The sequence below is a fragment of the Amycolatopsis sp. NPDC000009 genome (assembly GCF_055563465.1).
The window spans coordinates 348,962-367,756 of the sequence record NZ_JBVHDI010000005.1; the positions used below are offsets into that span (position 1 = coordinate 348,962).

Here is an 18,795-nt window from a genome sequence, read left to right on the forward strand (position 1 = left end):
GCTAGACGGCACCGCACTCCTGGATCACCGGCAGAGCCTGGCTGGGCGTCAGCGCCACGGCAGCCGGGGCTCGGGTTCTTCTTGGCACAGCTAGCCGGTGCATGAGCGCTGCGTAATCGGAGAGCCGGTCTGTCATGACGACTGAACCAACGCTATGCCGCTCGCCCCGCTTCCAGTCGAGGCCACCTCTGAACCAGCTCGTCGCTCGATACACCTCAGCCATTGTCGTTGCCCGCATCTCTCACACCGAACTTTCCTAGAGCAGTTCTGGAGCACGACGTCGCTTGCAACAGCGCCCAACAAAGCTGAAACCGCGTTCTGGCAATGCGGTGGTCAGGGTTCGAGTCCCCTTCAGCTCACGGTCTCGAAACTTCAGTCATGGCATCCGCCGGAGCGGATCTGGAGCACCAGCCTCGCGGCCGGGCCAAAGCTCCCAGAGCTACGTCAATCTGCTCCCGGCTTTCCTACGTGGGACAGTGATCCACCACCGCGCGCGAGGGCAAGTCATCCATCGTCGTCGGGGAGCCGGTCGAGCGCGGGCCCGATGAAGTACCGCCGGACGGCGGTGGCGATGGCCGTCCGGCCCGCGTCGCACTCTTCGCGGACAGTGTGTCCACGCTACGGTCGGCGCGCGACCGTCCTCCGAGTTGCCGGGCGGCCGCCGCACAGGGATTCTCGACCTATGACTGCCGTGACGATCCCCCGTCCTGTCGCCGGTGACGTCGTCGACCTCATCCTGGACGATCACCGTCTGTTCGAACAGCTCCTCCGTGATCTGCGGGACGCGACCGCGGACCGTGAAGGCACCCGGGCCGCGTTGTCGGCGGCGCTGATCGCGCATGGCGAGGCCGAAGAACAGGATGTCTATCCCGCCCTGCGGCGCAAGGACGCCATCGACAAGCATGAGCAGGAGCACGGCGAGGAAGAACACGCCGAAGGCAACCAGGCGCTGTTGGACCTGCTGGAATGCAAAGGCACCGACACCCAGAAATTCGACGACGCGGTCGAGAAGCTGTCCGAGGCGCTGATGCACCACATCGGCGAAGAAGAGCAGACGATTCTCAACCCGGCGCGCACCGAGGTGAGCGAGAAGGTCCGACAGGATCTGGGCACGGCGTGGGCCTCGCGCCGCAACGCGCTGCTCGACCAGGACTGCGGTTCGATCGAATTCGTCAAGAAGGTGGTGGCCCGAGCCGAGAAGGACGGCTTACTGTCCTCTGACGACGAGTCCTGAGGCCCGCATCGTCGAACCGTGGGGCCGGATCCGCGACGGCTGGCCACCCCCCATCTAGGGTGACCGCATGTCGCTGGTGGGAAGGGACGTCGAGCTGGCGCGGATCCGGCGTCTGCTGACGAACGCGCGCGACGCGCGCAGCGGTGTGCTGTCGCTGCGGGGCGCGGCGGGCATCGGGAAATCGGTCCTGCTCGACCACGCCGTGTCGATCGCCGAAGCCGAGGGCATGCGCGTGGTCCGCGGGGCGGGGATCGAGTCCGACTCCGAGCTGGCGTACGGCGGTCTGCACCAGCTCCTGTTCTCCCATCTGGGCCGGCTCGACGCCCTGCCCGCTCCCCAGGCCACGGCATTGCGGTGCGCTTTCGGCCTGGCCGAGGGAGACGAGGCCAATCGGTTCCTGATCTCCGCCGGCACCCTGTCGTTGCTCGCCGATCTGGCCGAGGACGCCCCGCTGCTGTGCGTGGTCGACGACCTGCAATGGCTCGACCAGGGTTCCGTGGAGGCGCTGCTGTTCGCGGCCCGCCGCTTCGTGGCCGACCCGATCGCGATGCTGTTCGCGGTGCGCGAGACGTCGGCGCCGTTCGAAATCGCGGGCGTCGAGGTCGTGGATCTGTCCGGTCTCGCGGCGCCCGATGCCGCCCGGCTGCTGGACGACCACGCTCCGGAACTGCTCGAACCGGTGCGGGCCCGGGTCCTCGCGGAATCCGTCGGCAATCCACTGGCGATCATCGAACTCGGGGCGTCGCGGCTCGCGGCCCACGACACCGACGAGCCCGACCCGGCCGAGCAGGTCCGTCCTCTGCCGGTGACCCGGCGCGTGCAGGAGACCTTCCGCCGCCAGATCGTCGAGCTTCCCGAACCCACCCAGCGTGCGCTTCTGGCCGCGGCGGCGGACACGGCGGCGCCGCTCGCGACGATCCTGCACGTCATCGAGGCCCTCGGTGGCGCCCCCGGCGATTTGGCGCCGGCCGAACGCGACCGGCTGCTCCGGATCGACAGCCGGATCACGTTCCGTCACCCGCTGGTCCGGGCGGCCGCCTACCAGGACGCGCCGCTGCACCGGCGGATCGAGGTACATCGCGCGTACGCCGACGCGCCCGACGCCGACGCGGATCGCCGGGCGTGGCACCTCGCCGCGGCCGCCACCACGCCCGACGAGGCGGTGGCCGCCGAACTCGAAGCTGCGGCGGAGCGGGCCTGGCACCGAGGCGGCGCGATGGCGGTGTCCGCCGCCTACGACCGCGCCGGCCGGCTCAGTGCCGACCGGGAGCTGAAGGCGCGGCGTATCGCCCTGGCCAGCCAGGCCGCGTTCGACGCCGGCAAGGCCGACCGCGCCGCCCGGCTGGCGGCCGAAGCGCTCTCGCTCACCACCGACACCGGCGTCCGGGCCGACGCCATCTACACGCGCGGCGCGGTGGAGTACGAACGCACGTCCCCGCGGGCCGACGCGGAGTTGGCGATCGGGGCCGCCGAGCTGGTGCGCGACACCGATCCGGAGCGCGCCGCGCTCAACTTCTTCGAGGCCGTTCACGCCGCCCGGCATGGTGCGGCGCACGACCTGCTGGAGCGTGTGGTCGACCTGATGCGCGGGTTCACCCCGCCGGAGCACTGGACGCCGGTCGTCACGGCCCTTTTCGGTTGGGCGGAGCTCTTCGCCGGGCGCCCGGAGGCGGCCGTCGGCCCGATGCGCGAGCTCTACACCACCACGAGCGGCGGCGGGAACGACCTGATGCATCGCGTCACGGCCGGGTTCGGCGGGCTCATGATCGCGGACGACGACGGCGTCGCCGCCGGGACCGAGGACATGCTGGCCCAGGTGCGGGCCACCGGGGCGCTGGGCTGGGTCCCGTACACCCTGAACGTGCTCGCCGTGGCGCGGCTGTTCCGCGGTGAGTTCGCGGACGCCCGCGCGTGCGTGGCGGAAGGCGCGTCCGTGGCCGCCGAGCTCGGGAACACGACCGAACGCCTGGCGCACCGGTCGGTGGAGGTGTGGCTCCACGCCGTCTCGGGTGACGAGCCACGCTGCCGGGCGCTCGCCGAGGAGGTGCTCCCGCGGGCCCGGGCCCGGCACCGGGTCAACGCCGAGATCGCGGAGTGGGGTCTCGGCATGCTCGATCTTTCCGCCAGGCGGTTCAAGGAAGCGCTCGACCGGCTCGAGGCGGTGTGCCGGGGGCCCGCGGGCCGCGACCTTCTGCTGCGGGCGGTGCCGGATCTGGTGGAGGCCGCTGTGCGTGGCGGCGAGCCGGATCGTGCCCACGAACCGCTGGCCGCGTTCCGGCACTGGGCCGAGTACGTCGACCGCCCGGTCGCCACCGGCCTCGCTCTGCGGTGCCAGGCCTTGCTGGCCGACGACGACGCCCTTTACGCCGAGGCATTGCGGCTCCAGGAGCGGCACGGCGGCCCCTACGAGCGAGGCCGGACCCAGCTGGTCTACGGCGAGTGGCTGCGCCGCCAGCGCCGGCGTACCGAGGCCCGCGCCCATCTCGCGGCGGCGGTGTCCGCGTTCGAGGGCCTCGGCGCGGAGCTCTGGGCCGTGCGTGCGCGCGGCGAGCTGGCCGCCTTCGGCGAGCGGGGTGACGAGCCTCGGCGCAGCGGTCCGCTCACCCTGTTGACCCCGCAGGAGCTTCAGGTCGTGAGGCTGGCCGCCACCGGTCACACGAACAAGGAGATCGCCGCACAGCTTTTCCTGAGCCCGCGGACCGTCGGCCACCACCTCTACAAGGCGTATCCGAAACTCGGCGTCACCGGTCGCGCCGCGCTGGCCGGCCTCGTCTGACGGCGGGCGCCGGTCATCGGCTTACCCGATACCGGTCACGATGACCGATGCCTCACCGGGGAGCCCCCGCATAGCGTTTCCGGCATCACCGACGACGAGGAGACGACCATGACGAAGTACTTTCTGAGCCTCCCCCACGACTCCGCCGAGGAGCCGACGATGGAGAACATGGACCCGGCGGAGCTGCAGGAGATCATGGCCGCGGTCGGCGCGTTCAACACCGCCGTCGAGGAGGCGGGCGCGTTCGTGACCGCGGGCGGTCTGCAGCCGCCGTCGACCGCGACGACGGTGGACTACTCCGGTGACAGCCCCGTGCTGACCCCGGGCCCGTTCGTCGAGGCCAAGGAATACCTCGGCGGTTTCTGGATCATCGAGGCCGAGAACGACGATGTCGCGATCGAATGGGCGAAACAGGCCTCGCGTGCGCTGCGAAGCAAGGTCGAGGTGCGGGCCCTCCAGGAGGAACCCGGCGCCTGACGGTTCACGGGTGGGCTCGGCCCAGTTCGGTGTCGATGCGCTGTTCTTCGGCGTCGCGGAGCCTCCGGTAGTGCCCGGTTCTGTTCTCGTCGCCGACCCTGACGGCCGCCGCGGCGGCGCTCCGCAACACCACCAGGGACAGGCCGGGCACGTCGCGAGCCTGACGGTCCGCCTCGGCGAACACCGCCTCGGCCAGCTCACCCTCCGCGGACCGGGCCAGCAAGAACAGTTCCTCCACGTACATCCGGCCCATCCCCACCTCCTGCCACCCGGGCACGCCGTCCAGGGCCCGGCGGCACTCGCGCAGCGCCTCCCAGGCGGCGTGGTGGTCGCCGGCCTGGCGTTCCAGTCCCGCAAGGGTCCGCCACGCCAACGCCGATTCTTGGACGGTGCCGGCGAACGCCAGGCTTTCGCGCTGCGCTCGGGCCGCCTCGGCGAACGCCCCCAAGCCGGCCAGATAGTGGCGGAGCAGGCCCAGTGTTTCCTTGTCCCGCCCGCGGTCGGCCGCCCACCGGTCCAGCTCCCGGCGGATCAGTTCACGATCGCCGGTCAGCCGGGCACGCCTGACCCAGGTGAACGGGTCCTCGGCGGCCGGATCGGCGGGGAATCGAGAGCGCTTGCGCTCCGACCACTCCGCCAGGCCCTCCTCGGATACGCAGGGCCTGCCCTTCTCGTCGAGCAGACGTTCAAGCACGGCGTCACGGTCGGTATGCCCGCTGTCGCGGACGAAGGCGGTGGTGCCCCGTACTCCGGCGGCGAACAGGTGCCTCCTCGTCGTAACCAATCCAGGTGTCGAAGTTCGCCACCTTGATTTCCCAGTGCAGCCACACGTCCTCGACCTGCCGGTATTCGGCGAGCAGGAAACCGGCCAGCTCGGTCTCCTCGCTCAGTCCCTGGAACGGCGCCTCGTGACGGCACACCGCCTCCTGCCCGGCCAGCCACCGCACCAGCGGGAGATCGCCGGGCCGGCGGTCGTATTGCAGCGCCCACAACACCTTCGCCCGCCGCACCGCGTTCGCGTCGCAGTCGTCGCCATCGGCATCCGTGGCGCGCTCGTAGCGCACCTCCTGCCAGGCATCGGACGATCCCCGCATCCGCTCCAGCTCGCGTCTCGCGCTCTCCATCACCGGTCAAGGATCCCAGACCGCGTACTCGATCTCGGCGGAACTTCCGAAATGGACCATGACTGTCCACAAGGGGCTCTCGTGCCGAAGACGGCCACCGAGAGGTAAGGCAGCTGGCCGAAAGGAGCTTTCGCTGCGTCTGGTGCGGCGATGTGCCCCTTCGCGTCCTGCTGGTTGTCCCCAGCACTGGCGAGTCGAGCGCGCCCTCAGCGCGTCCGGGGAGGAGTGCGGCGCGGTGCCGTCGGGCGCTTCGCGGTCGTCGTCTTGCGATGGGTCGTGGTGCGCTGGGTCGTCGTGTGAGTCGTCTCCGGCGTCGTCCGGGTCGTGGTGGTCGCCGGGGTCTGCGGCGGCCGCGTCGTCGTCTTCACGAGGCCCGTCGTCGTGGTCGTCGAGGGCACGACCTGTCCCTTCCCCGCCCCGCCGCCACAAGCGCCGAGCAGCGCGACCGCGCCTATGACCAGGCCACACCACCACACCCGCATGGCGGGACCCTAACAGCCCGGCCGCCGCGGATCCGGCGAAACGGCGAACCCCGAGGCCGGGCTAGACCGCGGTTCGCAGGCGATAGAGCTCGGCAAGGGTGGCACCGTCCGCGCCGATCTCCGCATCCGTGCCCAGCCAGGTGGCCGCCTCGTCTCGCGGCAGCCGGGAGATCTCGATCTCCGCGAGGCAACGGCCCGGCCGGACCACCGCGGGGTGCAACCGCGCGACGTTCTCGTTGGTGGTCAGGCAGACGAGGATGTCCAGGCCTTGACCGAGCAGTCCGTCCGTCAGGTTGAGCAACCGGGACAGGGCCTGCCCGGAGTCGCGCTTCGCGTCCGCGCCGACCAGTTCGTCGCAGTCTTCGAGGATGAGCAGCCGCCATTTCCGCTTGTCCGCCCGCTCCTCGCCGAGCACCACCGACGTCAGATAGCCCGGGTCGGCGAACAGGACCTCGGGGTCGAGGACGTTGTCGACCTGGCACCAGTCCCGCCATTCGTGCGCGAGCGCGCGTACGGCGGTCGTCTTGCCGGTGCCCGCGGGGCCGTGCAGGAGTACCAGCCTGCCGGTGACGTCCTGCGGCCGCACCGTCATGAGCGTGTCGAGCGCGGTCACCGCCGACCGCGGGTAGTTGCCGCGGATGTCCTGCCACGGCGGCAGGTCCATGGTCCGGGGCGCCCGCACCCCGGCGCCACCACAGCCCTGCACGTGCCAGAAACCGACCGGTACGGCCGATTCCCCCGGTGTTCCCGTCCGTGCGGTCCGGACAGCGGCCGCGAGCACCTCGTCCGCCAGCTCGCCCGAGGTGGCGGACACGCACACGGTCGCGGCACCGGCACGTCTCCGCAGCGCGACGAGTGTCCATTCAGGTCCGAAGGCGAGGTGCGAGTGCCGTCCGTCCAGCTCGTACGTCAGATCCGCGGTGACGCCCGGGGGCAGCAGCGCCGCCTCCGGGGAGACCTCGGTGATTTCGGCGGCTCGCGCGTGCGGCTGCGCACCGGTGATGAAAGGCTCCATCGCCAGCGAATTCAGCACGCCTTCCATCGGCGCGTTGCCGCCGAAGAACATCGCACGGTCGAGGGTTTCGGCCGGTACGGGCCTAAATGTTTCCAGTGTCCTTGCTGTCACCACGCCACGATCCATCCGGCGAGGCGGGCGCACATCAGGGACCGTCCCCCAATTCACCCCTGACAGGGATACCGAAATGCGCCGGGCCGCCGATCTGCGCCCAAGCGCAGCCGGCTGAGCCCGTCCCCCACCCCCGGCGCCCCGATGATCGCAGGGATGCTTGTCTGGTGCCGGAACGGACATGCCCACGGCTCGGACGAGAGAGAACCGCATGACCAGAGACGACAACCCCGGAATCGTCGGCGTGACACTCGACGGCTGGAGCGAAGGAGCCGCACGATGAACGGCGCGGATCCGGACGACGCCTTCGTCGAGGTGATCGCGCGCGAGGTGGAAGCCGATCCCGGCAATCTGGCTCTGCGCGAAGACTTCGTGACGCTTCTGCTGGAGCGGGAGCCGGGCCGTGCCGCCACCGAACTGGCGGCGTTCGAGGCACACGGCGGTGATCCGGCGCGGGCCCGGCTGCTGCGCGCCCGGTTGATGGCGGCGCGGTTGCGCGCCTCGAACCCGGTTCCGGCCCCTGCCGACGAAGACCGTCAGGAGAACGGCACCGCTGTTTCGGCTTCGCTGTGGGACGCCGAGCGCCCGAAGGTGACTTTGGCCGACGTCGCGGGTCTCGCCGAGGTCAAGCAGCACCTGGACACCGCGTTCCTCGCTCCGCTGCGCAACCCCGGGTTGGCGGCCGCGTTCGGGCAGAAACCGGGCGGGTCGCTGCTGATGTACGGCCCGCCCGGCTGCGGGAAGACGTTCATCGCCAGGGCGATCGCCGGCGATCTCGGCGCGTCCTTCCTGCACGTGACCCTCGCGGACCTGCTCAGCAAGTGGATCGGCGAGAGCGAGAAGGCGATCCAGAGCGTGTTCCGCCACGCCCGCGCGGCGACGCCGTGCGTGATCTTCTTCGACGAGTTCGACGCGCTCGGTGGACGGCGTACCTCCGGTGGCGGCGGATCGCACGCGATGCGGATGCTCGTCACCCAGCTCCTGGAGGAGCTCGACGGCATGGCGGGCGCCAACGACGGGGTCTACTTCCTGGCCGCGACGAACCGGCCGTGGGACATCGATTCCGCGCTGCGCCGTCCGGGCCGGATCGACAAGACGGTGCTGGTGCTGCCACCGGACGCGGTCGCCAGGGCCGCGATCGTCGACGGCGCGCTGGACGGCAAACCCGCCGCCGATGTCGACGTCGTGGCCGTCGCGGCGGCGACCGAGGGGTTCTCCGGTGCCGACCTCGGCCATTTGACGACCACCGTGCTGCAGACGGCGATGGTCGAGTCGATGAGCAGGGGTGAGCTGGTGCCGGTCACCACCGACGCGCTGCTGGCCGCGGTCGGCGGCATCGTCCCGTCCACGACGTCCTGGTTCGACCAGGTGGCGCCGGTCCTGGAATACGGCGTCGACGACGGCACCTTCGACCAGCTCCGGGCGTACCGGGTCAAGCGGGGCATGCGATGAGCGACACCGTCGAGCGGGACCTCGACCTGGCCTGGGAACTCCTCGAAGCGCAGCCGGCGCATCCCCGGGTCGCCGAGCTGGCGGCGCGGGTGCTCGCGGCCCAGCCGGAGCGGAGCAGCGCGCTGATGGTGCTCGCCTATCACCGCGAGTCGCTCGGCGACGCGGACGAGGCGCGGCGCCTCTACCTCCGAGTGGCCGCCGGCCGGGACAGCCAGTTCATCTGGGCGGCTCGTGCGCTTCGGCATCTGGAATCGGTGGAGCACAACCACGACGAGGCGTTGCGCTGGGCGCGCACCGTGCTGGGCCAGAACCACGAGGGCTGGGACGACTGGATGCAACTGGGCGACGCCCAGGCGCGTTCCGGGCTGCACGAGGCCGGGTGGCGGCAACTCGACGAGGCGGTGGAGCTGTGCGCGCGGACGGCGCCGGACGACCTCCCCAAAGCGCTGGCGAAACGCGCGGAGTACCTGCTGGCGAGCTGCGCACCACCCGAACGGTTCGCTCCCGCGGCCGAGGAGGCCATCCGGGCCAACGCGGCGGACTCCTGGGTCGCCATGCTGCTGGGCTACGCCTACCTGGCGCAGTACCGATTCGACGACGCCGAACAACTCGGTCTCCGGCTGTTGAGGCAGGACCCGACCGACGACCTGGTGCAGAGCCTGGTGGATACCGCCCGGACCATGCAGCGAATCGTCGAAAAGGCGCGCGGCGACGACATCACCCTGGCGGACATCCAAGGCACCGGCGTGCTCGAGATGGCATGGCAGCAGATCCGCGACCAGAAGCTCGGCATCGACCTGGCCTCCGCGCTGGCGGCGCTGGACGCGGTGATGCCCGCCGAACTGCGCGCCACCCTGCGGCCGGGAGCCACGGCGGACGATCTGGCCGAGGGCGAGGAAAAGGTCGGCTCCATGGTCGCCGAGGATCTGCTCACCTGGCACGACGGTCAGCCGCCCGGCTCCGGCGCCGCCTGGGGCTGGACCGAACCGTTCCGCTTGCTGTCGGCGGCCGAGATCCTCGCCATGGACGCCGGGATCGAGGCCGATCGGGCGGCGCATCCCGATTGGCCGGAGAAGGAGATCTGGGAACAGGTGATGACCGACGACGCCGGGACCTACCTGGTCGCCGTCGCGTTCGGGGCGCTGGTGAAACGCCGGCCGGGACAGCCGGACGAACCCGTCGCCGACTCGATGGCGGACTGGATCTGGGACCGGGTGGCGGATTTCGGCGGCCGGGACCCGCGGCCGGCACCACTGAAGACCGAGGAGCCGACGGCCGATCCGCTTCCCGCCCCTGGGACGCCGCTGACCGGTGTCATCGTGACGATGTGCGCCGCGCTGGGCACGCCCGAGGATTCCGCGGCGTACGCCGAACTACGCGAGCTGTTCCCTGGCTCGACAGTCCGGCGGAGTGAGCTGGTCCCCGATGAGCCGAGCGTCGACGGTGTCTACCTGGAGGTGCTCGACGGGCTGGTGACGAGGGTCGGTGTCGATGTCGCGGTCTGCCCGGACGCGGACCGGCTGATCTCCGGGCTCGACCTCGGCGGGCATCGTGGGTCCGTCGACGCCTACGTGCGGGCGCACGGTGCCGTTCCGCAGAACAGCTGGGTGAACCGTGCCAACGGCGAAGCCACGGTCGTCTACGACTTCGCCGGGCACCGGCTCGGTTTGCGCTGGGCGGACGGGAGTATCGCCCACATCTACGTCACCGGTGCCTGAGCGGGCCGGTCCGTGAAGGCCTCCTTGAGGGACCCTGGGTCCCTCAAGGAGGCCTTCACGGACCACTGCGCTCAACCGCGGGCGACCTCGCTGGCGGTGGTGAACTCGTATCCCTGCGCCCGCAGGCCGAGGACGACCGTGCTCAGGTGCTCCAGCGGCAGGAACGGGTGGAAGAAGAAGCTCGCCACGTTGTCACGGACCACTTTGGACTTCGCGCCGTCGGCGAGCAGATCCGCGGGCAGGCGGGCCGGATGTTGGTTGAACGGCTCCGGCGCGACGTGGTCCAGGTTCTCGGGGATCACCACCGCGCCATAGACATCCCTTACCGGATAAGGAAAGTACTGACCGTACTTGGTCTGGTACGACACGGTCCCGGTGGAGCCGCAGGCGCCGCGCGGGCAGTATCCGGCGAAGTAGCTGCCTTGGTCGTAGCGCGCCGCGAAATGCGAACTGACCTCTTTGTAGTCCACCGCGGAACCGCCGTAATGCGGGAACTCGAACACCTCCGGCTCCGGCAGCCCGACCCGGCGGAACTCGCCGAGCCCGGTGGCGATCCGCCCGCGGAACCATTCCGCGGAATCGCCGGGGACCGGGCCGGTCTCCACGACGTGGTTGTTCTTGTCCACGATCGCCGTGTAGAACTCGTAATCCGCGGAGCTCGCCCCGCCGTAGGGGTTCGCCAGCTCCTCGAACTGGTGGCTGTAGCCGTGCATGATCAACGTCGCGCCGCGCCGGATGGCGTGGTGCAGCGCGTCGACCAGGGCCGGGCTGTCCACGAGCCGGGCGAAGGTCGGCCTGCCACCGTTGGCGACACCATGCGGGTCCGCGTAGTACGGATAGACCGCGAGCGAGAACGGAATCCCTTGCCCGCCGAGGAGATCCGCGATCCGGCGGATCTGGCCGGGATCGGTGCGCGGCCCGATGTCCTCGATCCGCACGAGCGCGCGGTGCCGTTCCGCGGTCTTCGGAGCGAGGGTGCCGAGCAGGATGTCGGCGGCGGCGAGGTACCGGTCCCCCTCGTTGACGTAGGAGAACGGCGCCTCCGCGAGGTAGGTGAAGGACCCGGAGCGCACCGCCCACGGCGTGGGCTCACCGCCCGTCCCACTCTCCGCGAGCACTTCGTTGACCGCCGGGTTTTCCCGCCGTACCAACGGAATCGAGCCGATCTCGGGGTTGCGTTCGAGCGGCACGTTCTTGTAGCGGACCTCGGTCGGCGAGGTCGGGGTGCGGCCCACCGGCGTCCATCCCCAGCGCGCGGTGATACCGGGGTCGTGTTCCGCCAGGCGATGGATGTTCTCGCCCATCCAGACGACCGGCACGTTCGCGGCCGCCACGTCCGCGAGGAACGCGGCGGGCAGCGCGGCCTCGCTGATCGAGCCGACGTAGACCAGCGCCTGGTAGCCGCCGATCTCGCCCGCCTGGTAATCGGCGGCGGCGCGCATCGTCCAGCTGCCCGCCCGCGAGACCAGGTTCGCGGTCTGCATCGCGTGCGCCTCGGCCATTCCGGCTTCGTCCGCGGCTGCGGGCGGGTTCGGCGCGTCCCGCTCACCCGCGTCGTAGACCACCAGCGTCCGGTGGGCGCGGTTCCCGCCCGGCCCCGGGCTGCCGACCTCGCTGCCCAGCGCCAGCCGGTCGCCGAGGGAGACCGGGGCGGCCGCCGGCGACGCGAGTATCGCGCTGGCCGGACGCGTGTACACGACCAGCATCACCAGCCCGGTCGCGACGACGACGGCCAGCGCCGCGAACCTCAGTCCGGCGGGCGTCCGGCGGCGCCGGTGTCCCTTCCGTTTCCCGGTCATACCAGCACACCTCCCGGCAGCGCGGCGAATTCCTCCACCGGCTCGGCGCTCAGGCCGAGAAGCCGGGCCAGCGCGAGCTCGGTGCGCGACGCGGCCTTCCCGTCGCCGAACGGGTTGCCGTTGCTCATCATCGCCGCCCGTGCCCGCGGGTCGGTGAGGAGTTCCGACGCCGTCCGCACGATCAGCTCGCGGTCGGTGCCGACCAACCGGGCGCAGCCCGCGTGCACCGCCTCCATCCGTTCGGTGACCTCCCGCAACACCAGCACCGGCACGCCGAAGGTCGGTGCCTCCTCCTGGATCCCGCCGGAATCGGACAGGACCAGCGTGGCCGCCGCGAGCGCGCCGGCGAGTTCGTCGTAGCGCAGCGGCTCGGTGACCACCACGCGAGACACGCCGCCCAGTTCGGCGCCGACCAGCTCGCGGACGGCCGGATTCGGGTGCGCGGGCAGGACCACGCGCAGGCCGGGATGCCGGGCGACCAGTTCGGCGACCGCGCGCAGCACCTGGCGCAGGGGCTCGCCCCAGGATTCGCGGCGGTGCGCGGTCACCAGCACCAGCGGCTCCCCCTGAGTGGCCGCCTCCACGGCAGCGGCGACCCGTTCGTCGCGGTAATCCACCGCCCCGCGGTCGGCGATGGCACGGATCGCGTCCACCGAAGTGTTGCCGGTGACCAGGATCCGCTCCGCGGCGACGAGTTCACGCGACAGGTTCTCCGCCGCGGCCGGTGTCGGCGGCAGGTGCAGTGACGCGGCCTGGGTGACCAGCCGCCGGTTCAGCTCCTCCGGGAAGGGCGCGGCCAGATCGAACGAGCGCAGGCCCGCTTCCAGATGCACCACCGGTATCCGGCGCCAGAACGCGGCGAGCGTGCCCGCAAGTGTGGTCGTGGTGTCCCCCTGGACCACCACCGCCGCGGGCGGTTCACGTTCGGCCAGCTCGTCCAGGCCGGTCAGCATCTGGCCGAGCAGTTCGGGCTGGCCACCGTCGCGGCGGTTCAGCGGCAACGTGACGTCCGCGTGGGCACCGAACGTCTCCAGCGCCTGATCGACCATCGTCGGATGCTGCCCGGTGGCGACCAGCACGGGTTCCATCCGGCCCGCCGCGACGATCGCCTCGGCGACCGGAGCCAGTTTGATCGCCTCCGGCCGGGTCCCCATCACGAGCCACACCCGCGGCCGGGTCACTTGTTCATTCCAAACCATTACTCCCCCAAGGTTCGAATATTCTTTTCGGCGACTCCGCGCACTTCGCAAGATCCTTTGTGCGGGGCGCTGTGCCCGGTGCGACGCAGAGTGGTTCTGTCCGGTTCCCGTCGAATTTCCTCACCCGATCGAGGGAACCGGGACGCGACTCCTCACGTCGTAGCCGACGAAGCGGAACCGGCCGGGGGGCCCGGACGCATCACGCGCAATCCTTCGCACACAAGGATTTGAGCACTTCTAGCTCTGGGGGAGAACATGTCTGTGATCCGGATCGGACCGGCGGTCGGCGTGACGGCGACCATGGGGCTCACCGCGAGCGCCGGGATTTGGCTGCCGCTGTCACTCGCCGCATTCGTTCTGTTGCTTTTCGCCCTTCGCTCGATTCTCGTCCGAATCGCGCCCGCGCCGGAAAGGGGGCAGTAGCGAAATGGAAACCAGTCTGTCCGTCATCGCCACCATCATGGTCGGCGTCCTGATCTGGTGGCCGCTGCAGAACCTCGTCCTGGCGGTCTTCGCCTGGCGGTCCCCGCAACGACCACGCAGTGTGCGCCGGACGCCGGATCCGGTGCCGTTCTGGATCGTCATCCCGGCACTGAACGAAGAACGCGTCATCGCGAACACGGTGCGCAACGCGCTGGCCACCGGAACCCGGTACACGCCGGTCCGGGTCGTCGTCGTGGACGACGCCTCCGACGACGCGACGCCGCGGATCCTGGCCGGTATCAGGGATCCGCGGCTGCACGTGCTGCGCCGTGAGCTCCCGATGGCCCGGCAAGGCAAGGGCGAGGGCCTCAACACGGCGTACCGCTACATTCTTGAAATCGCGCGCCGGGAAGGCACGATCGAGCAGACGATCGTCGGGATCGTGGACGGCGACGGCCGTTGCAGCGAAGGGATGCTCGACGAGATCGCCGAACTGATGGCGGAGAAGTCGGTCGGTGCCGTGCAATGCCGGGTGCGCATCCACAACCGGCACAAAACGCTGGCCCTGCTCCAGGATCTGGAATTCGGTGCCATCGCGGACTCCGCGCAGTCCCTGCGTGACCTGGTCGGCAGTGTCGGCCTGGGCGGCAACGGCCAATTCACCCGGCTGTCCGTCCTCGCCCGGTTCCACCCGGGCCCGTGGTCGGCCTGCCTGGTCGAGGACCTGGAACTCGGTCTGCGGTTGCACCTGGCCGGGATCCGCGTGCGCTACACGAAATCCGCGTGGGTCACCCAGCAGGGCCTGACCGACGTGAAAAGGTTGCTGCGCCAGCGAACCCGGTGGGCACAAGGAAATCTGCAATGCTTCCGGCACCTTCGCAGGCTGACCACGTCGAGGTTCGTCAGCGGCGTCGGGCTCACCGACTTCCTGATCTACCTGCTCTCGCCCTGGCTGACCGTGCCCATGTCGCTGCTGCTGGTCGGGCTGGTCGCGGCGTCCGCGGTGGCGCTGGCCACCGGGAGCACCCTGGGCGGGCTGGTGGCCACAGTGGACACTCTGCCGACGTCGGCCGCGATGCTGGTGGGCCTGGCCATGCTGCCGAGCCTGCTCTGGGGGCTGGTCTACTGGGTCCGGCTCCGCGACGAGAACATCTTCCGCTGCCTGTTCGCCGGGTTGCTGTACCCGGGGTTCCTGGCGCTGGGCATCATCGCGACGTGGCGTGCGCTGTTCCGGCTCCTGTCCGGCCGCAACGGCTGGGCCAAGACCGAACGGCTCGCCGAAGACGGCCAGGCCGCCCCGCCGATGCCGGCCCCGATGCCCGCGCCCGTCTCCGTGCCGTTCCCGCTGCCGCGTCCGGCCGCGCCACCGGCGACGGTCGATCCCAGCGTCACCCAGCCGATCCCCTCGGAGGTCCTGGCCGCCGCCGAACGGACCCGGCCGGTGCCGCACCCGCTGGCCGAAGCCGAACCGACGCAACGACTGGAGCGGGTGTGATGGCAGGCAGGCACCGGCACGGCCCGAACCGGAACAGGCTCGTTCTCGTCCTCGCGGCCGTCGTGCTGGCCCTCGCCGCGGCCTCCGCCATCGACCGCGGCGACGCCGGGAAGGAGTCGTCCGCCGGGTGGTACGTGACCGTGTACTACACCGCCGTCGAAACGCATCACGACGAAGATCCCGTACCGGTCACCGGCTGCCTGGTGATCGACTGCGAACGCGGCGACGACCCGCTGGGGCGCTACCCCGAAGGGTTCGTGCAGGCCGTCGAGGACGAAGGCACCGGCCGCATCGTCAGCGGCCGTCACGCCGGCCGCTACCTGAACTGGTCGCACGACATCGGTTTCTGGCTGGACAACGCGCCACGGGACAGCCACGGCCGTCCGCTGGAACCGTTCGTCTCCGCCGCCGCGGATCCGAACGTCCTCGGCGCCGGCCGCGAACTGCGGATCACCGGCTGCGGCACCGCGGAGGACGGCTCGGCGATCGACGCGGGCGTCTGCGAGCGGTTGCGGTCCGCGTCCTGGCGGATCATGGACGAGTTCACCCCCGGCCTCGGCGGCGACCGGCACATCGACGTCTACCTCGGCGAGGAGACCGGGCCGGACTTCACTTCCGACCCGATGTACTCGTCGCTGCACAACGCCACGCTGGAGCTCGGGAAGCCCTGACCGTCAGGAAAGCCTCCCGGCCTCCGCCAGCGCGCGCTCGCGCACCTCCCGCACGACACGGGAATTCGTGAACGCGGACGACATGGCGCTCAGCCAGGCGCTTTCGTCCCGCACGCTGGGTTGTGGCCCTGCCGGGTGATTCGGCCAGCTGCGGCCCGCGTCCCGCATCACCAGCGCCGCCGCGAGTTCGGCGGCGGCGCGCGTGGGTCCGTCGACCGGGGTGCGCAGCCAGTCCCCCAGCTGCGGCGGAACGTGTGCCCGCACCGCGAGCAGACCGTCACGGATCTCGATCAACCTGCGGTACAAGGTGAATTCGAGGTCGTGCCGCACGGGCAGCGCGATCTGCGGATGCGCGGCGACGAGTTCCTTCCACAGTGGCGTCACCGCCCGGATCCCGCGCCACGCGCGCACCAGCCGGAGCGCGCCGTCCCAGGTGGTGAACAGTCCGCCGACGACCCACAGCACCATCGCGCAGAGTCCGACAAGGCGGGCACGTGGCATGATCGAGGTCCGCGAGGTCGGTGATCTCCAGCCACAGCGAGGGAAGCCCGGAGAACACCGCCCACACGATGGTCGCGACGGCGGCACAGAAGAGGATCCGCAGGCCGGTCCGGAAGGTCCCTTGTGGACGGACCCTGGCACTGCGGGCCAGCGTGCGCGTGAACATCACCAGGCAGGCGACCCCGTATGTCGTGAGGACGGCCTGGTAGGCGACGACGCTCCACCGCCACTGGAACGCGGGCGTGCCCACCTCGAGCCGATGCGGGACGATGTCCACGTAGCACACGACCATCAGCGCCCAGCACAGCACGATCGGCCAGAACGGTGTCGGCTTCTCCGGTGACCGCGTACTGCGGACCACCTGGACCAGCGCGCGCATCGCGAGCAGTTGCAGCGCGTTGGTGACCAGCCGCGGGAGCAGTTCGTCCCCGAGGAACCGGACCGTGGCATCGGCGGAGACGGCGAGGCCCGCCGCCATGCTGAGGAAGAACGTGGCCAGATGCCTCGGCCCGGCGCGAACCGTCATCAGCCGGGTGAGGCCGATCGCCGCCAGCAGCGCGGCGGACAGATAGCTGATCATGAACCGAGGGCGTGGCGCAGCCGGTCGGATTCCGGCGCGGCGCTCACGGCCCGGCGCATGAGCAGCGATGCGACGAGTTCGGCCTCTTTCTCCTGCTCCTGCGCGTACGTCGTGCGGCCGAGGACCCGGCGGACCAGGTCGGCCGAAAGCGAGGGCGCGACCATCGCGGCGATCGCCTCCGGCCGCACCTCGCCTTCGACGTGCCCGCACAGCAGATGGCCCAGTTCGTGCAGCAGGATGTGCCGCTGGTGCAACGGAGACGTGTCCCGCGTGTAGAACACGTAGTCCGCCCGGCCGGTGGCCGCGAGCACCCCGCACGGCGCCCCCGGCCGCGCCTCGAGCGCCACCAGTTCGATGGGCCGCCCGCGCATCGCCGCCACCTCGCCGAACAACGTGGTGACGTCGAACGGATCCGGCAGCCGCACGGTGGCCGCGATCCGCTCACATCTGCGCCAGAGCGCGCTCTTCCTGCCCAGCATGGCTACTCCCCCTGGTCACGCATGGCCTCGCGCCGCTTGATCGCCTCGACGATGTCGGACACGGTGCCGAGCCCCTCCTCGGACAGCGTCACCGCGCGCAACGCCAGGTTGCGCACCGCGGTGTTCCGCAACGCTCCCAGCAACTCGACCTCTTCGGCAAGAGCCCTTCCCTGCTCGTCGTCGAAGAAGTACGCGGGCGGCACCTGGAAGAACGCCGCGAGCGCTTCGAGGTGCCGTTTGGTCGGATTGTCCCGGCGGCCCGTCCGCAGCTGCCACAGGTAGGCGGCGGAAAACGACTCCCCGGTGCTCTCCCGGCAGGCCCGCGCCACCTCCTCGTGGCTGTGCTGCTCGCCGTTGGGCCGCCGGACCACCTGGAAGAGGCGGTCGATCCGGTCGGTGAGCGTGGTCGCCCGTGGTTCGGTCATCTTCACCTCCGTATGCTGAGATGAATCTCAGTCAGCTTGACATTCACATGAGTTGACATCGGCTTCAGCGGTCCCTTACGGTCACCACGTTAGCTGAGATGAATGACTGAAGGGAGTCAGTCGATTCTGGCTGACGACTCAGAGGGGAGCTCTCATGAAGAAGTTGCTGACCGCGGCCGCACTGGCGGTGGCCGCGATGACCGTGTCGGCGACGCCGGCACTCGCCGTGGAGACCGCATACTTCTACGGCTCCGGCATCGGTCCGGGGCCGTCGGACGCCATCACGTCGGCGGAAAAGGTCGCCCGGTTGTACGCCCGCAACACGAACTGGCTGGATTCGCAGTGCTACGTCCGCGCGTCCGACGTCCGGTCGCAGTTCTACTACTACAGCGCGATCGTCGAGCTCTACTGCCAGCGATGAAACCAGGAGGGGAAACGATGAACAGGACGATCGCCCGCGCGACGGGGGCCGCCGTGGTCCTCGCGGGACTCATGGCACTCGCGCCGGGGGTGGCGAGCGCCGCGGAGACCCGGGCGTTCCTCGGGACCACCGTGGAGAAGACGTCGGCCTCGGCCAAGCGGACGGCGTTGCAGCAGGCCTACGACCACGCCTCCGCCTACGGGTACACACCCGACCAGTGCGTGACCATTCACCTGTACTCGGTGAAGATCAGCTTCGTCATGTACCGGGGTGAAGCCGGGATCCACTGCACGAAGTAGGCAGCGTCGCGGAAACCCCAATAGGGGCCCCCCAAAAAGACTAACTGGGCTTGAGCACACCCCCCCCCCCCCCGGTCGCGCGGCGCGGGAAGCCACGGTGAACCGATTAGTGTA

At 70.4% G+C, this 18,795-nt stretch carries 20 protein-coding genes; 10 read left to right on the top strand and 10 right to left on the bottom strand.

The genetic code is table 11. From position 1 onward, the window contains the following. The first annotated feature begins 682 nt into the window (after nt 1-682). The 3 genes from ACZ3HL_RS17530 (at nt 683) to ACZ3HL_RS17540 (ending at nt 4,487) form a co-directional block, all read left to right on the top strand. Nucleotides 683-1,234 carry a hemerythrin domain-containing protein gene (locus ACZ3HL_RS17530; RefSeq protein ID WP_465532053.1) on the top strand — a complete coding sequence of 184 codons (552 nt, stop codon included), beginning with the start codon at nt 683-685 and terminating at the stop codon, nt 1,232-1,234. Nucleotides 1,235-1,301: 67 nt separating this feature from the next. Further along, nucleotides 1,302-4,010, top strand: a complete 2,709-nt coding sequence (locus ACZ3HL_RS17535) for a helix-turn-helix transcriptional regulator (RefSeq protein WP_465532055.1) — start codon at nt 1,302-1,304, stop codon at nt 4,008-4,010. Nucleotides 4,011-4,118: 108 nt separating this feature from the next. Continuing rightward, a complete protein-coding gene (locus ACZ3HL_RS17540) occupies nt 4,119-4,487 on the top strand; it encodes a YciI family protein (protein WP_126737700.1) in 369 nt (122 codons plus the stop codon). A 4-nt stretch (nt 4,488-4,491) separates the two neighbouring features. On the opposite strand, the gene ACZ3HL_RS17545 is transcribed toward ACZ3HL_RS17540, so the two are convergent. From ACZ3HL_RS17545 to ACZ3HL_RS17560, 4 genes are all read right to left on the bottom strand, one after another. Beyond that, a complete protein-coding gene (locus ACZ3HL_RS17545; RefSeq protein ID WP_465532057.1) occupies nt 4,492-5,181 on the bottom strand; it encodes a hypothetical protein in 690 nt (229 codons plus the stop codon). A 4-nt stretch (nt 5,182-5,185) separates the two neighbouring features. Beyond that, complete coding sequence (locus ACZ3HL_RS17550; RefSeq protein WP_465532059.1) at nt 5,186-5,611, bottom strand: hypothetical protein; 426 nt, start codon at nt 5,609-5,611, stop codon at nt 5,186-5,188. A gap of 206 nt (nt 5,612-5,817) precedes the next feature. Next, nucleotides 5,818-6,093 (bottom strand): hypothetical protein, encoded by a 276-nt coding sequence (locus tag ACZ3HL_RS17555; protein WP_465532061.1) that lies wholly within the window; start codon nt 6,091-6,093, stop codon nt 5,818-5,820. 61 nt (nt 6,094-6,154) lie between these two features. Further along, nucleotides 6,155-7,219: a DUF5925 domain-containing protein gene (locus ACZ3HL_RS17560; RefSeq protein WP_465532063.1), complete on the bottom strand. Its 1,065-nt coding sequence runs from the start codon at nt 7,217-7,219 to the stop codon at nt 6,155-6,157. A 279-nt stretch (nt 7,220-7,498) separates the two neighbouring features. On the opposite strand from ACZ3HL_RS17560, the gene ACZ3HL_RS17565 reads away from it, so the two are divergent. Together ACZ3HL_RS17565 and ACZ3HL_RS17570 are read left to right on the top strand one after the other, a co-directional pair. Further along, the gene (locus ACZ3HL_RS17565) at nt 7,499-8,671 is read left to right on the top strand and encodes an ATP-binding protein (protein ID WP_465532065.1); all 1,173 of its coding nucleotides are present in this window, start codon (nt 7,499-7,501) and stop codon (nt 8,669-8,671) included. Beyond that, the gene (locus tag ACZ3HL_RS17570) at nt 8,668-10,389 is read left to right on the top strand and encodes a tetratricopeptide repeat protein (RefSeq protein ID WP_465532067.1); all 1,722 of its coding nucleotides are present in this window, start codon (nt 8,668-8,670) and stop codon (nt 10,387-10,389) included. Before ACZ3HL_RS17565 ends, ACZ3HL_RS17570 begins: the two co-directional genes overlap by 4 nt. Before the next feature lie 71 nt (nt 10,390-10,460). On the opposite strand, the gene ACZ3HL_RS17575 is transcribed toward ACZ3HL_RS17570, so the two are convergent. Beyond that, on the bottom strand, nt 10,461-12,188 hold the full coding sequence (locus tag ACZ3HL_RS17575) for a DUF2334 domain-containing protein (RefSeq protein ID WP_465532069.1): 1,728 nt from the start codon (nt 12,186-12,188) through the stop codon (nt 10,461-10,463). Then, the gene (wecB, locus tag ACZ3HL_RS17580; protein WP_465532071.1) at nt 12,185-13,387 is read right to left on the bottom strand and encodes a non-hydrolyzing UDP-N-acetylglucosamine 2-epimerase; all 1,203 of its coding nucleotides are present in this window, start codon (nt 13,385-13,387) and stop codon (nt 12,185-12,187) included. The genes ACZ3HL_RS17575 and wecB overlap by 4 nt, the downstream gene beginning before the upstream one ends. Nucleotides 13,388-13,642: 255 nt before the next feature. Between wecB and ACZ3HL_RS17585 the strand changes: the two genes are divergently transcribed. The 3 genes from ACZ3HL_RS17585 to ACZ3HL_RS17595 are packed head-to-tail and all read left to right on the top strand — an operon-like array spanning nt 13,643 to nt 15,976. Further along, the gene (locus ACZ3HL_RS17585; protein WP_465532072.1) at nt 13,643-13,810 is read left to right on the top strand and encodes a hypothetical protein; all 168 of its coding nucleotides are present in this window, start codon (nt 13,643-13,645) and stop codon (nt 13,808-13,810) included. 4 nt (nt 13,811-13,814) lie between these two features. Next, on the top strand, nt 13,815-15,305 hold the full coding sequence (locus ACZ3HL_RS17590) for a glycosyltransferase family 2 protein (protein ID WP_465532074.1): 1,491 nt from the start codon (nt 13,815-13,817) through the stop codon (nt 15,303-15,305). Further along, nucleotides 15,305-15,976 (top strand): RlpA-like double-psi beta-barrel domain-containing protein, encoded by a 672-nt coding sequence (locus ACZ3HL_RS17595; RefSeq protein WP_465532076.1) that lies wholly within the window; start codon nt 15,305-15,307, stop codon nt 15,974-15,976. The genes ACZ3HL_RS17590 and ACZ3HL_RS17595 overlap by 1 nt, the downstream gene beginning before the upstream one ends. A gap of 3 nt (nt 15,977-15,979) precedes the next feature. Here the strand turns inward: ACZ3HL_RS17595 and ACZ3HL_RS17600 are convergent, their stop codons facing one another. From ACZ3HL_RS17600 to ACZ3HL_RS17615, 4 genes are read right to left on the bottom strand one after another with little or no spacing between them, the layout of a single operon-like run. After that, nucleotides 15,980-16,360, bottom strand: coding sequence for a DUF6545 domain-containing protein (locus ACZ3HL_RS17600; RefSeq protein WP_465532078.1), 381 nt, complete (start codon nt 16,358-16,360; stop codon nt 15,980-15,982). Continuing rightward, nucleotides 16,254-17,057: a hypothetical protein gene (locus tag ACZ3HL_RS17605; protein WP_465532080.1), complete on the bottom strand. Its 804-nt coding sequence runs from the start codon at nt 17,055-17,057 to the stop codon at nt 16,254-16,256. The genes ACZ3HL_RS17600 and ACZ3HL_RS17605 overlap by 107 nt, the downstream gene beginning before the upstream one ends. Next, complete coding sequence (locus tag ACZ3HL_RS17610) at nt 17,054-17,536, bottom strand: ImmA/IrrE family metallo-endopeptidase (protein ID WP_465532082.1); 483 nt, start codon at nt 17,534-17,536, stop codon at nt 17,054-17,056. The genes ACZ3HL_RS17605 and ACZ3HL_RS17610 overlap by 4 nt, the downstream gene beginning before the upstream one ends. Before the next feature lie 2 nt (nt 17,537-17,538). Further along, nucleotides 17,539-17,961, bottom strand: a complete 423-nt coding sequence (locus tag ACZ3HL_RS17615) for a helix-turn-helix domain-containing protein (protein ID WP_034313685.1) — start codon at nt 17,959-17,961, stop codon at nt 17,539-17,541. Between the two features lie 154 nt (nt 17,962-18,115). Between ACZ3HL_RS17615 and ACZ3HL_RS17620 the strand changes: the two genes are divergently transcribed. Continuing rightward, a complete protein-coding gene (locus tag ACZ3HL_RS17620; protein ID WP_465419763.1) occupies nt 18,116-18,382 on the top strand; it encodes a hypothetical protein in 267 nt (88 codons plus the stop codon). 17 nt (nt 18,383-18,399) lie between these two features. Beyond that, entirely contained in the window at nt 18,400-18,681 is a 282-nt protein-coding gene (locus ACZ3HL_RS17625) for a hypothetical protein (RefSeq protein WP_465419765.1), read from the top strand. Nucleotides 18,682-18,795: the final 114 nt, after the last annotated feature.

Excerpts from the sequence above, each read along its gene's own strand:
- ACZ3HL_RS17530 (WP_465532053.1), top strand. The coding sequence starts at position 683 with ATGACTGCCGTGACGATCCCCCGTCCTGTCGCCGGTGACGTCGTCGAC.
- ACZ3HL_RS17535 (WP_465532055.1), top strand. The coding sequence starts at position 1,302 with ATGTCGCTGGTGGGAAGGGACGTCGAGCTGGCGCGGATCCGGCGTCTG.
- ACZ3HL_RS17540 (WP_126737700.1), top strand. The coding sequence starts at position 4,119 with ATGACGAAGTACTTTCTGAGCCTCCCCCACGACTCCGCCGAGGAGCCG.
- ACZ3HL_RS17550 (WP_465532059.1), bottom strand. The coding sequence starts at position 5,611 with ATGGAGAGCGCGAGACGCGAGCTGGAGCGGATGCGGGGATCGTCCGAT.
- ACZ3HL_RS17555 (WP_465532061.1), bottom strand. The coding sequence starts at position 6,093 with ATGCGGGTGTGGTGGTGTGGCCTGGTCATAGGCGCGGTCGCGCTGCTC.
- ACZ3HL_RS17565 (WP_465532065.1), top strand. The coding sequence starts at position 7,499 with ATGAACGGCGCGGATCCGGACGACGCCTTCGTCGAGGTGATCGCGCGC.
- ACZ3HL_RS17570 (WP_465532067.1), top strand. The coding sequence starts at position 8,668 with ATGAGCGACACCGTCGAGCGGGACCTCGACCTGGCCTGGGAACTCCTC.
- ACZ3HL_RS17575 (WP_465532069.1), bottom strand. The coding sequence starts at position 12,188 with ATGACCGGGAAACGGAAGGGACACCGGCGCCGCCGGACGCCCGCCGGA.
- wecB (WP_465532071.1), bottom strand. The coding sequence starts at position 13,387 with ATGGTTTGGAATGAACAAGTGACCCGGCCGCGGGTGTGGCTCGTGATG.
- ACZ3HL_RS17585 (WP_465532072.1), top strand. The coding sequence starts at position 13,643 with ATGTCTGTGATCCGGATCGGACCGGCGGTCGGCGTGACGGCGACCATG.
- ACZ3HL_RS17590 (WP_465532074.1), top strand. The coding sequence starts at position 13,815 with ATGGAAACCAGTCTGTCCGTCATCGCCACCATCATGGTCGGCGTCCTG.
- ACZ3HL_RS17595 (WP_465532076.1), top strand. The coding sequence starts at position 15,305 with ATGGCAGGCAGGCACCGGCACGGCCCGAACCGGAACAGGCTCGTTCTC.
- ACZ3HL_RS17605 (WP_465532080.1), bottom strand. The coding sequence starts at position 17,057 with ATGATCAGCTATCTGTCCGCCGCGCTGCTGGCGGCGATCGGCCTCACC.
- ACZ3HL_RS17610 (WP_465532082.1), bottom strand. The coding sequence starts at position 17,536 with ATGCTGGGCAGGAAGAGCGCGCTCTGGCGCAGATGTGAGCGGATCGCG.
- ACZ3HL_RS17615 (WP_034313685.1), bottom strand. The coding sequence starts at position 17,961 with ATGACCGAACCACGGGCGACCACGCTCACCGACCGGATCGACCGCCTC.
- ACZ3HL_RS17620 (WP_465419763.1), top strand. The coding sequence starts at position 18,116 with ATGAAGAAGTTGCTGACCGCGGCCGCACTGGCGGTGGCCGCGATGACC.
- ACZ3HL_RS17625 (WP_465419765.1), top strand. The coding sequence starts at position 18,400 with ATGAACAGGACGATCGCCCGCGCGACGGGGGCCGCCGTGGTCCTCGCG.